Here is a 13,427-nt window from a genome sequence, read left to right as displayed (position 1 = left end):
AGGCGGACAGTCGGTAATCTTTTGTTGTACACACTCCTATTCCTGACAGTAGTTCGCTTTGATCGTTCAGCATATCAAGAATTCAATTGGCGGGCAAATTAAAAGGTAAATTCACCTACCAGAACATTTCTCTCCTGATCTCTATCAAGGTAAATCGTCGTGAGTTTCCGTTCCTGTCTTCCGGTGCTATAATAGGTGTATATTTCTGCCAGAACAGCAGCTGGACCGGCCAAGGTCAGAGAACTGTCGTTGTAGAAATCAACTTCTATTTTATATTTTCCTTTTAATGCTTTCTTTAATAAAAATTGTTCTGGACCGTAGCCTCCGGTAAAGTCGTTACTGAGGCGGCCGCCGATTGCTGTTGCGGGGTTGCTGTAGAAGCATTTTTCTCCGTTTGGATCAGTTACCCAAAGATCGATATCGGTGTTTTGGGAATTCCAGTTGATGACTACGCGCATGTCAACGGGTAGGTCGGCAATCAGCTTTTTCTCCACAGCAACTTTTGCAGTTGCGTTTTTCTGAAGTTTAATGAGGTTATTGATCTCCATCACAAGAATTTCTTCGATACCATCATCTCTATTTGCGGCCTCGGGTGAATAGCTTTGTGTCAAGATACCATAAAGTTCATCCAAGGCTTCTTTATAACGACCTTTATCCTGTAATACTAGGGCATAATCACGATGGCTCTGTGGATCCATTGGTCGCCATTTCAGTACTTTACCGGCTATGTACAAGGCATTGTCGACATCACCCCATTCACGGAGCTTGTAGGAAATGGTCTTGTAAAGATCTGCATTTTCAATTTGCAGGTCTGCCAACGCACTTAGGATAAGTAAGGCCTTTTGCCTATCTCCCTTTTTGAAAAAGAAGTTGGCAACATCGAAATAGAAGGTAGGTGTTCCCATATACTGATCCCGTAGCTGAAGATAGCTTCTGTAAGGATCTTTGGATTGATTGAGTTCCTTTAGGTAAGCATTGTCTTCCTTAATTTCGGGAATACTTATTTTGCCGGTTGTGCTGCCGAGGGGACTGGTGGGTTGTACTCCAGCAACGCGTCCTTCTAGTGCCTGAACAGCATCTACAGTAGCGGTTTTTTGAAGTGCGTCGTTGGATGAGATTCCCTCCAGCATTACTTTGCTGGCCGCTTCGGTAGCAGCTCCTGAATTGGCGACTGCAGACATGCTCTTGTCGTCACTAGTCCCTACTGATGATCTGGCTTCCACAACCGGCGGTGTAGCCACTGGGCTTGCGACGGGACGGGATGGTGTGGGGGGAACAGCGATATTTACAGTGGGAGCGTCTTGAGCAATAGCTGTACCAGTAGACCGACCTGACCGATCCCGTTGTGGATATTTCGTTTTTTGCTGAAAGTCGGTATTCCACCAAGATTGAAGTTGTTCGGTGATATTCTGGGCCTGTGTCAATAAATCCGCTACGCGTTCTTCCTTTTCGATGCGCTCTTCTTTTATGAGTCGATTGAATTCGGGAAGCAACTCAGCTGGTGGCGTGATTGCATAACGTATATAATCTTCCAAATTTTCCAAAACAATTAAACTGGTGTTCCGTGTCACAATGCCAAATTGTTTTCCGATTGCTTCGATTTCATCCCGATGGTCGTCGTATTGGATGTCCAGTGTATTTATTTTCTTTTGTGCCCAGATCTGTTGCAGATCGATCTCGCCATTGTCGGACTTTAATGGAACTTTGATCTCTTTAATTATCTGTGTTCCATCACCGACTAAAAGTGTGATTTCTTTTGCATCACTGTTTTTACCAAGTCCCGAAACAGAAAAATAGGATTGAATAGGGGAGCCCTTTTCGGGATAGATTTCGGTAAAAGCATATTGTTCTTTTACACCCAAGAAGAGGAGGTCAATTGTGTTTAACGCGTTATAGGCTTGATTGGCTGTTGTTGCTGTCAAGTTGACCATTTTTCCAAAATGCGTCTGAGCAATTTGTTTGAGGTTCGCATAATCTGAGGCTGTTGACGAAGTAATGCAATAAGTGGGCTTATCCAGCACAATTTTACCTTGGCCAAATGTAGAAAGTCCGTCACTGAAAAAGAGGTAATTTGCGCCATGCAGAACTCCGCTCTTCACTTGGCTATAATCAGTACCGCCGTCATAAACAGTCTGTTTTAGGTAATCCTTCAATTCTGTCCAGTTTCCGTTGTTGATCTGAAAAGTGCGGGCTTTACTGAAACGAATATCTAGATACCCTAGATCCACAGATATATTCTGATTTTCATTGAAAAACTGATCCAGGAGACTGAATTCTTTGTCCAGATCTCTATTTTTTGAACTTAGTGAACGATCCCAAATAATGGCGAGGCTGTTGCCCCATTTTTTTTGCGTCTGCTTTGGGATTTCCATTTTTGCATTGGCGAGAAAGTAAAAACTACCATCTTGGTTGAATTGTTTTAATCCGGAGACGGCGTTTTCGTTTAAAGGGAGCTTAATCGCCAGATTTTTTGAGGATTTAAACTGTTGCTTGTGTAGTGTAGCGGCGTAGTTATGATTTTGTTCAGCAAATGCCAAGGAACCATCGGGTTGCTCAGTAAAGCTTGGTTTTTTATTGCCTTGGTAAACGTTGATGTTCAGCTCGACGTTTTCAATAATGGAATTATAGTTCAAAGGCAGATAATAGTATAATGCCTGATCGGATTCCGGTGTTAGGTTTTCGGAATAACTAATCTGGACCGTACGCTGTCCTTTTGAAGGTAGGGGATAGATTCGGCTTCGGAAATTGTTTCCTTCTACTTTTTCAAGCAATCCGGGGTCTACTCGTCGTGTTTCTATACTTTCAAAAACTTCGGTTCCTTTATTTTTGTCCACAGGTACCGCCTGACGTAGTTTTCCATTGATATCCAGCGCATAACCGCTAACGGAAACGCCTTCCGGCATCGGGAAAGTAAGTTCTCCTTCAAGATCCCGATTTGTCGTGTTTTCGAAAGTCATGGTTATGGATGTTTTTGCAATATTTCCAAAAATACTAACAGCTACTTTTAGGTCGACGAGTTTTGCTGCATCTAGACGTTGCTCATTTTTTATTTTTAAGCTGGGGACCTCACGGGTTGGTTTTATTTGAGACTTTGTATCCACATTGGAAAATACCAATAAGGTGAGGAGGGCTAATATTGTCTTTTTCATCTTTGAAATGATTTGTTTATCAATTATTTTCTGAGTGATGCAATGAAAAACGAAATTCCATAAAGTCAATCTATTTTTATTTGTCATTTGGTTTGGTCGGTGGATGTAAGTTATTTAAACGTTTGTTAATGATGCCCTAATATGCGAGGTTTATGTTTGCAGGATAATAGAATAAATTATGAAAAGATTATACAGTGTATTGGGGATTGCTCTTTTGTGTGCCTCCTGCAGTAAGGATGATGTATCAAAGATCATTGATCCGATTGTCAATTTAACTTATCCGGATAAGGCTGTAGCCATGGATCCAAAAGTATTGAGTACGATTGGTGAGGTAAAGGTATATAATGGTGGGTATGGCTCTTCCATGGTTCAGGATCCGAATGATAAGACAGTGTTTTACCTCTTAACAGATCGCGGGCCAAATATTGATGGTACGGAAAAAGATAGTAAAGTTTTTGCTAACCCGATGTTTACCCCTCAGATCGGTAAATTTCGATTAAAGGATAATGTGCTGGTTTTTGAATCAGCTATTGAATTAAAGAATAAGAACGGCGTAAAATTGAACGGCTTGCCGAACCCTGAGGGAAAAGGTGGTTCGGGAGAGAAAGCTTTGGATACGAATGGAAAGGATTTGGGAAAAAGCGAAGATGGTATCGATTCGGAGGGCTTGGCAAGAGCCGCTGACGGTTCTTGGTGGGTAAGTGATGAATATGGACCACATATCGTTCACTTTGATGCTTCTGGAAAGGAGATTGAGCGGATCAATCCTTGGACAACAGGAAAGAAATTACCATTGGTATTTGCTAAGCGCCGGGCAAATCGAGGGATGGAGGGATTGACCATTACGCCTGATGGAAAGACATTGGTAGGTATTATGCAATTTCCACTCTATAATCCTTCAAAAGATGCGGTGAAGAATTCTTTGGTTATCCGTATCGTAACCATGGATATCGCAACAGGAAATACCAAGCAGTATGTGTATATGATGGAAAAGACCGATTTGCAGGCTGTCAGTGAAATTGCTGCGGTGTCTAACTCTACCTTTATTGTATTGGAACGTGACGGTGCATATGCAACAGAAGCAACACGTGGTGATGTGTTCAAAAAAATCTATCATATCGACCTTGCGGGTGCAACAGATATTTCTGATCCTAATAATGGTGTTAATGGTTTGTTTCCTGGGAATGGTACAAAGACGGTCGAAGAACTGAAAGATGCAAAGACCCTGGCGGAATATAATATTAAGCCTGTAACCAAAACCTTGGTTGCTGATTTAATGACCGATATCAAAGAGTTATATCCGCACGACAAAGCAGAGGGTTTGGCGGTTATCAATTCATCTTTAATTGCCGTATGTAACGATGATGATTTTGGGGTTACAGGAGAAGGTTTTTACGAGTCGAAGATATTACCGGCTATAAAGACGGTAGATCAGAATAGCATCTATTTTATTAAATTAAAGACTCCTTTGAAATAACGACTTTGGTTGATATCAAAAAATACCTGTTTTAAAAAGTCAGGTATTTTTTGATATTTCCATTTTGAAACTAGTAAATTGCTGAAGGATTCTTTTTATTGTGATAAAAAGAATCCTGATCCATTTTTTATTTATGTCTGTCTATAGTAGACTACAATTAAGCTTGTTGGGTAGCCAAGAAATCCTTGCTTTCAAGTTCGGAATAGCCCATGAGGTATTCGTCTACTTTTCGTGCGCACTCCCGGCCTTCAGAAATCGCCCAGACCACCAAGGATTGCCCTTTGCGGCAGTCACCCGCTGTAAAGATATTTTCCACTGAAGTTTGGTAATCTTTATCATTAGCCAGAATATTTCCTTTTTCGTCCACGCGCACACCGAGTTGCTCCAATAGTCTTTGCTCGGTATGTTTGTAGCCAATAGCCAATAAAACTAGATCAGCTGGAATTTCCCGAACTTCGGATTCACCCAATCTCGTACGGCGTCCAAATTCGTCGACTTCGTATTGAACTTCTTTAATTTTTACCGCTTTGACATGGCCATTTTCGTCGTGAACAAATTCTTGCGTCTCCGTTGCCCAAAGACGCTCACAACCTTCTTCTTGTGAAGAGGAGGTTGCGAAGGTCACTTTGTCCATCGGCCAGGGATTGTTTCTTAAACGTTCTTTTGAAGGTGTTGGTTTACGGGCGATCTGTGTAATACTTTTGGCCCGGTGGCGGTTGGAGGTACCTATACAGTCCGAGCCTGTATCACCGTCACCAATCACGACCACATGTTTATCTGTCGCTAAAATGCGTTCCTCGTCAATACTGATGCCACTGACTTCTTTGTTCTGCTGTTTCAAGAAGTCCATGGCGAAATGGATTCCTTTGGCTTCATGTCCGGGCAACTGCATGTGCCAGGGGATGGTCGATCCAGTAGCCAATACTACGGCATCATAAGCTTTCAATTCGTAAAAGCTAATGTCTTTTCCTACCTCTGTATTTACGCTAAATTCAATCCCAGACTCTTTCATTAAATTAATCCGGCGGTCGATAACAGACTTCTCCAGTTTAAAATCCGGAATACCATAGCGGAGTAAGCCGCCTACCTGATCGTCACGTTCAAAAACAGTGACGTCATGGCCCGCTTTATTCAATTGTGCTGCGGCAGCAAGTCCGGCCGGGCCGGAACCGACCACGGCAACACGTTTTCCTGTTTTTAAATAGCTCTTATGGGCCTTTACATAGCCTTTTTTGAATGCAATCTCAATGATATGCTTTTCAATTTCTTCAATTGTGATCGGTGTGCTATGGATGCCCAATACGCAGGCCGATTCGCAAGGAGCAGGACATATTCTACCTGTAAATTCAGGAAAGTTGTTGGTCGAGGTCAGGATCTGATAAGCCTCTTCCCATTTACCGTCGTATACGGCATCATTGAATTCAGGAATGACATTGCCCAGCGGACAGCCTGAATGACAAAACGGAATACCGCAATCCATACAACGCGCGGCCTGTTTATTCAGCTCATTCTCAGAATATCCTTTATTAAATTCTTTGAAGTGCTGCACACGGCCTTCAACAGCTTCTTTTGTTGGAAGCACGCGCTCAAATTCTTTAAAACCTGTAATTTTTCCCATGATCTGTGCTTCCTATTTTATGCTTCAACTAATTTTTGACGAATGACATTTTTATATTCCCTAGGGAATACTTTAATAAATTTATTTTTTTCCCGGGTCCAGTTCTGTAAGATGAAATCTGCTCTACGGCTATTGGTAAGTAATACATGACGTTTCAATAGGGCAATAATTGCAGTTTCATCTTCACTTTCCAAGGGATCCAGGTCCACCATCTCCTGATTGCAGTTTTCGCGGAAATCATCATTGATGTCATAAATCCACGCAATACCACCGCTCATTCCGGCTGCGAAATTGCGTCCTGTCGCGCCGAGGATCAGCGCGCGACCACCGGTCATATATTCACAACCATGATCACCTACTCCCTCGACGACAGCGGTAGCTCCCGAGTTACGAACAGCAAAACGTTCACCTGCTTGTCCATTGACGAAGAGGTGTCCTGAGGTAGCTCCGAATAGTGCTACGTTGCCGATAATGATATTATCTTCAGGTACAAGGGCACTTTCCGTTACTGGATAAATGGCCAACTGTGCCCCTGATAAGCCCTTGCCAACATAGTCATTGGCTTCGCCCTGCAGCTCAAAAGATAGTCCTTTTGTTGAAAATGCACCAAAGCTCTGACCCGCCGATCCTTCAAATTTGAAATTGACCGTGTTATCCGGTAATCCTTCAGACCCGTATAATTTGGAGATCTCATTGGATAACATTGTTCCGATGGTACGGTCGGTATTTTTTACTTTGAAAGTTCCAAAAACCGGTGTTCTGCTTTCTAGCGCTAGTTTGGATTGTTTCAATAATCCCCAGTCCAAAATCATGGCCATGCCGTGATCCTGCTCTTCCGTATTGTACAACGACTGTCCCGGTTCATTGCGTTCCACATGCAGGATGTCTGTAAAGTCGATTTTCTTTGCTTTCCAATGGTCGATGTTCTCCCGTTTTTTGAGGAACTGCGCACGACCTACCATTTCGTTGATGGTGCGGAATCCGAGGTATGCCATGGTCTCGCGAACTTCCTCGGCAAGGAAGGTGAATAGGTTGACGATATCTTCGGGTTTTCCGGAGAAAAGTTTACGCAATTCGGGATCTTGTGTGGCAACTCCTACCGGACAAGTATTTAAGTGACACTTGCGCATCATGATACAGCCTCCAGCGACCAATGCAGCTGTGGATACCCCCCATTCTTCGGCGCCTAAGAGTGTTGCGATAACGATATCGCGACCTGTTTTTACCTGACCATCGGCCTGTAAGACCACACGGCTACGTAACTTGTTTTTCACAAGGGTCTGATGTGCTTCGGCAAGGCCCAGTTCCCAGGGTAATCCGGCATGTTTGATCGAACTGATTGGTGAAGCTCCTGTTCCGCCGTCGAAACCTGCGATCAGGATGACGTCGGCATGTGCTTTGGCAACACCAGCGGCTATTGTTCCTACACCAGCTTTAGATACCAACTTTACGTTGATTCTTGCTTGACGGTTCGCGTTCTTTAAGTCAAAGATCAACTGTGCCAAATCTTCGATGGAATAAATGTCATGATGTGGTGGCGGTGAAATCAGCCCCACACCAGGGGTAGAGTGTCTGGTTTTTGCAATCCAGGCATCTACTTTAGGGCCTGGTAATTGACCGCCTTCACCCGGTTTAGCACCCTGTGCCATTTTGATCTGTAACTCATCCGCTTGTGTCAGGTAATTGGAGGTGACACCAAAGCGTGCAGAAGCGACCTGCTTAATTGCCGAACGCATGGAATCTCCATTTGGAAGAGGTTGATAACGCAATTCATCTTCCCCGCCTTCACCGGTGTTAGATTTTGCGCCGATGCGGTTCATGGCAATGGCAAGGGTACTATGCGCTTCGTGGGAGATAGATCCAAAGGACATCGCTCCGGTAGCAAAGCGTTTTAGTATTTCACTTGCCGGCTCAACTTGCTCCAATGGAATGGAATTGCGATGTTTAGCAAAATCCAATAGTCCACGAAGGGTAAACATATGTTCTTTCTGTTCGTTGATCTTGGTCGCATATTTTTTATACGTGGCGTAGTCTCCGGTCCGGCATGCCTGCTGCAATAAGTGAATGGTGTCTGGATTCCACAAGTGACCTTCGCCACGACGTTTCCATTGATAGATACCACCTTCCGGCAATAGGCTCTGTGGTGTACGGCTTTTTTCAAATCCGCGCCAGTGTTTAGATAAAGCCTCTTTAGCCAGATCATCCAGTGTCATACCACCGATACGGGATACTGCGCCACAGAAGAATTTATCAACAACAGATTTGTCGATACCAAGTACTTCAAAGATCTGTGCCCCGTGATAAGATTGTAATGTTGAAATCCCCATTTTGGAGAAAATTTTCAATAAGCCATTGTTAACGGCTTTTACGTAGTTTTTGGATAGTTCCGGCCAGGTAAGTTCGGTATCTAAGGTATTCTGTTCCTTCATGGTACGAATACTTGCTAGTGCCATATATGGGTTGATTGCCGTAGCACCAAAAGCCAATAGACAGGCAAAGTGGTGTACTTCCCAGGCATCGCCGGCTTCGACGACTAGACCAACAGCACCACGGTTACCGGTTTTGATCAGGTGGTGGTGGACCGCTGATACGGCAAGCAAAGAAGGGATAGCCGCGTGTTTGGAATCTATGGCACGATCTGAAAGTATCAATACCTGAAAACCATCCCGTACAGCATCATCGGCATATCTGCACAGACGCTCTAAACCAGCTTCCAGCGAACCCGGCTTTCCGTCTGAACGGAAATAGGACTGAATGGTTTTTGCCTGAAATAATCCGGTATCAATAGAACGCAATTTTTCAAGTTCTTTGGATGTAAGGATCGGATGAGGCAAGGTCACACAGTGACAGAATTTTTTGTCCTCGATCAGGATGTTGCCTGCATTACCGATAAAGGTCGCCAAGCTCATGACCAAACGCTCCCGGATGGGATCGATCGGTGGGTTGGTTACCTGTGCGAAAAATTGCTTAAAGTAGCTTGAGATATGTTGTGGCTGATCAGAAAGAATAGCCAAAGGAACATCCGAACCCATCGAACCTGTTGGTTCGTATCCGGTCAATGCCATTGGTGTCAGGATTGTTTCGAGGTCCTCTCTGGAGAAGCCAAATGTCTTTTGATATTTGAAAACGGATTCTTTGGAAAGATAAGTATAGGTGACGCGCGGTTCTTCCAGTTCTTCTAACTTGATTTTATAGTTGTCCAACCAATCGCTATAAGGTTGTTGGTTGATCAATTGATCTTTTACTTCTTCGTCCGTCAAGATACGACCTTGTTCCATGTCGACGAGAAATATCTTGCCTGCCTGTTGGCGGCCTTTTTTAATAATGGTCGATTCTTCGATCGGAAGTGCGCCGGCTTCGGAAGCGACCACAACACGGTCATCCGAAGTTACAGCATAACGTAATGGGCGTAAACCGTTGCGGTCTAGTGTTGCCCCGATATGTTTACCATCGGTAAAACATAGTGCTGCAGGTCCATCCCAAGGTTCCATTAAAGTTGCATGGTACTCGTAGAATGCACGTTTCAATGGATCCATTTGGGTATTACCATCCCATGCCTCAGGTACCAACATCAACATAACGTGTGTCAGGCTACGGCCACTGTGTAAAAGCAGCTCGGCAACATTGTCTAGACAGGCTGAATCCGACTGACCCCGATCAACAACAGGAAGCAAGATTTCCATTTCATCCTCGGTGAAATATGGAGACGAAAGGGAGCGCATGCCTGCATAAAACCAATTGAGGTTACCGGTCAAGGTGTTGATCTCACCGTTGTGTGCCAGCATACGGAATGGTTGCGCTAGCGACCAAGAAGGAAAAGTATTGGTCGAGAAGCGTGAGTGTACCAATCCAAATGCAGATACCACACGGGGATCGCGTAAATCAAGGTAATAGGTGCCGACTTGGTATGTTGTTAATTGACCTTTGTAAATGATAGTTTTGCAAGAAAGTGATGCAAAGTAAAGTGGGAGCGGGTATTCTTGTTGTTGTTTAACTTTTTGAATGATCAGGCGACGTAGAACAAAAAGCTTGCGTTCAAATTCTTCCGTGTTTGAAACTCCGTCCGGTCTGCTAACAAAAAATTGGACGATTTCAGGTTCGGCACTGAGCGCTGTTGGTCCAATACCTTCTCGATTGACTGGTACTGGACGGTAGCCAAGGAATTTCATACCCCTTTCGGCTGCCGCTTCCTCAATCAAGTCCCGACATATTTTGTTCATGCCTTCTTCTTTCGGAAGAAATACCATTCCTGTTCCATAATATCCCGGTTCCTCTAATTGTATTCCTAAGCTGATACATTCTTCCCACAAGAATTCATGTGGCAACTGAATCATGATACCAGCTCCGTCTCCACTTTCGGGATCACAACCACAGGCCCCACGATGCTCCATGTTCTCCAGCATGGTCAGGGCGTCTTTTACTTGTGCGTGTGATTTATTCCCTTTGATATGGGCGACAAAGCCTACTCCACAGGCGTCATGCTCAAAATTAGGGTCGTAAAGGCCCTCCGTTTTCGGTCTTTGTTGAATCATCTTTCCTTTTCAAATATTATACATTGCTAATATAGGAATAAAAATGAATAAAATTATAAATATTCTAATAAAAATGTGTTTGTTTTGATTTTATTGTTTGTTTTTAATGTTTTTGTTACGGATATTGTATTTGCTGTTTGGTTGTGTTAACACGCTTTTTCGACCCTTAAATAATGCATCATTTGGCGATAAATTTTTACTGGATATGGAAAAAACATCGTGGGATTGCAATAATATGTATAAATTAGGCAAAGTATTGCATATCGTTTGTGCTTTATCAAAATGACTTAATTTATAGACAGAAGATGAAAATAACTGAAATTGAGATATATCGGCTGAGTATTCCGATGGAGCCATTCGTCATCGCGACCGGAACCATGGATTATGCCCAGAATACTTTTATACGGGTACATACCGATACGGGAATCTACGGTGTCGGTGAATGCTCGGCATTCCCCATGATTGTGGGAGAAACACAGGATACCTGCTTGGTTTTGGCGCGTGATTTTGCCAAGATCTGGAAAGGAAAGGATCCATTGGCTATTAGTGAACGACTGGCTGAGCTGGATTTGTATATTGCAGGGAATCGAACGATCAAATCAGCTTTTGATATCGCATTACATGACTTAGCGGCCAAAGATGCGGGTATTCCTTTGTATCAATTTTTGCGCGGAGCCAAACGGGAGATAACAACGGATATAACGCTGGGTATAGCATCTCCAGAAGAGATGGCGATGAAAGCTAAGCGTCTGCAGGAAGGTGGCGCTGTGCTATTGAAAGTAAAATTGGGTAAGGATCCGAAAACAGATGTCTCACGTATCCGTGAAATTCGTAAAGCGGTAGGATTTGAGATGCCTATCCGGATAGATGCCAACCAAGGTTGGTCCTACGAAGAGGCAGTGGAAGCTTTACAAGGCTTAGAACCGTTTAAAATTCAGTTTTGTGAACAGCCCATGCGCACATGGAACGATGAGTTATTACCTCAGCTGCGTACCGAAACGATCGTCCCAATTATGGCGGATGAGTCGGTCTATTCCCATCATGACGCCGAGCGGCTCTGCAAAGCGGACGCCTGTGATTATATCAACATCAAATTTTCAAAATCCGGTGGTATCCAGGAAGCCTTGAAAATCAGTCAGGTCGCCGCGGAGTATGGCATCAACTGTATGATCGGTGGGATGTTGGAATCTCGTTTAGCATTAGCTGCTAAAGTCCATTTCGCCTATGCGGCTCCCAATGTCAAATTTTTTGATCTAGATACCTGCATGGTCGGACACCTGAAAGATCCGGTCGTCGGGGGGATCCAATATGACGGTTACAAAATCCATCTATCGGACCAGCCGGGTATCGGCGCTGATATAGAACAAGCATTTTTGGATGGCTGTGAAAAATGGGTGATTTAACTTATATACATAAGGTATGAATAGCATGAACTGGGGGATAGGTGGTCAGGAGATTGCCGTCCTTTTTGTTATCCTGATTTTCTTGGTGGCCGCCTATTTCTTTTTCTCCAAACTGTTGAAGAAGTAAAATTGTCTATTTTTTTACATTTGTTAAAAAATAAGCAGTCAATAGCTGTTTTGGTGAGAGAGGAAGCCTAAAATAGATAATATTCAGTACCTTTGCGGTACTTATTATTTTATAAAAGTTAGAAAATATCATGAGTACTCAAAAAGGACCTATTTCTCAATTTATTGAGCATAATTACCGTCACTTTAACGCAGCAGCATTAGTAGATGCTGCAAAAGGTTACGAGGAACATCTTTTGGATGGTGGAAAAATGTTGATCTCCCTGGGGGGTGCAATGTCTACTGCCGAATTGGGTGTTTCTTTGGCAGAAATGATCCGTCAAGATAAAGTACATTTTATTTCATGTACTGGGGCTAATTTGGAAGAGGATGTGATGAACCTGGTTGCTCACTCACATTACAAAAGAATCCCGAATTATAGAGATTTGACAGCGGAACAGGAAAGAGAATTATTGGATAATCACTATAACCGTGTAACAGATACTTGTATTCCAGAAGAAGAAGCTTTCCGTCGTTTGCAGAAACATCTTGAAGATGTGTGGCATGCCGCTGAAGCGAAAGGTGAGCGTTACCTGCCACATGAGTTTTTGTATCAGGTCGTTAATTCTGGTGTATTGGAGCAATACTATGAAATTGATCCAAAAGATTCATGGATTGTTGCTGCTGCTGAGAAAAATTTGCCTATTGTATGTCCGGGATGGGAAGATTCGACTACAGGTAATATCTTCGCGTCAAATGTAATCAAGGGTAAATTGAAAGCGAGCACCGTTAAATCAGGTATTGAGTACATGATTTATCTGACAGAATGGTACCGTAACAATTCCGCTGGAAAAGGCGTAGGTTTCTTCCAGATTGCCGGTGGTATTTCCGGTGATTTCCCGATCTGTGTAGTTCCGATGATGTATCAGGATTTAGAATGGGAAGAAGTGCCTTTCTGGGCTTATTTCTGTCAAATTTCTGATTCAACGACTTCTTATGGTTCTTACTCTGGGGCGGTTCCAAATGAAAAAATCACTTGGGGTAAATTGGATATTGATACACCTAAGTTTATTGTGGAATCTGACGCGACAATCGTAGCGCCTTTGATTTTCTCTTATATCTTGGGACATTAATCTTTTTATA

Annotated in this window: 6 protein-coding genes; 3 read left to right on the top strand and 3 right to left on the bottom strand. The window is 43.3% G+C overall.

Going from position 1 to position 13,427, the window contains the following annotated elements; translation table 11 throughout:
- Positions 1-98: 98 nt before the first annotated feature.
- The gene (locus D7322_RS17170; RefSeq protein WP_183078736.1) at positions 99-3,149 is read right to left on the bottom strand and encodes a VIT domain-containing protein; all 3,051 of its coding nucleotides are present in this window, start codon (positions 3,147-3,149) and stop codon (positions 99-101) included.
- A 178-nt stretch (positions 3,150-3,327) separates the two neighbouring features.
- On the opposite strand from D7322_RS17170, the gene D7322_RS17165 reads away from it, so the two are divergent.
- Complete coding sequence (locus D7322_RS17165; RefSeq protein WP_121125490.1) at positions 3,328-4,626, top strand: esterase-like activity of phytase family protein; 1,299 nt, start codon at positions 3,328-3,330, stop codon at positions 4,624-4,626.
- 157 nt (positions 4,627-4,783) lie between these two features.
- Here the strand turns inward: D7322_RS17165 and D7322_RS17160 are convergent, their stop codons facing one another.
- Together D7322_RS17160 and gltB are read right to left on the bottom strand one after the other, a co-directional pair.
- Positions 4,784-6,244: a glutamate synthase subunit beta gene (locus tag D7322_RS17160; protein WP_121125489.1), complete on the bottom strand. Its 1,461-nt coding sequence runs from the start codon at positions 6,242-6,244 to the stop codon at positions 4,784-4,786.
- A 17-nt stretch (positions 6,245-6,261) separates the two neighbouring features.
- Complete coding sequence (gene gltB / locus D7322_RS17155) at positions 6,262-10,776, bottom strand: glutamate synthase large subunit (RefSeq protein WP_121125488.1); 4,515 nt, start codon at positions 10,774-10,776, stop codon at positions 6,262-6,264.
- 305 nt (positions 10,777-11,081) lie between these two features.
- Here gltB and D7322_RS17145 point away from each other — a divergent pair, with 305 nt between their 5' ends.
- Together D7322_RS17145 and D7322_RS17140 are read left to right on the top strand one after the other, a co-directional pair.
- Positions 11,082-12,179 carry a mandelate racemase/muconate lactonizing enzyme family protein gene (locus tag D7322_RS17145; RefSeq protein ID WP_121125486.1) on the top strand — a complete coding sequence of 366 codons (1,098 nt, stop codon included), beginning with the start codon at positions 11,082-11,084 and terminating at the stop codon, positions 12,177-12,179.
- 257 nt (positions 12,180-12,436) lie between these two features.
- Positions 12,437-13,417, top strand: coding sequence for a deoxyhypusine synthase family protein (locus D7322_RS17140; RefSeq protein ID WP_046674101.1), 981 nt, complete (start codon positions 12,437-12,439; stop codon positions 13,415-13,417).
- The last annotated feature ends 10 nt before the right edge of the window (positions 13,418-13,427 follow it).

Source organism: Sphingobacterium puteale (assembly GCF_003627955.1).
Taxonomy (GTDB): Bacteria; Bacteroidota; Bacteroidia; order Sphingobacteriales; family Sphingobacteriaceae; genus Sphingobacterium; species Sphingobacterium puteale.
The sequence above is the reverse complement of the archived record's forward strand: the minus strand, read 5'-3'. Positions and strand labels throughout refer to the sequence as shown.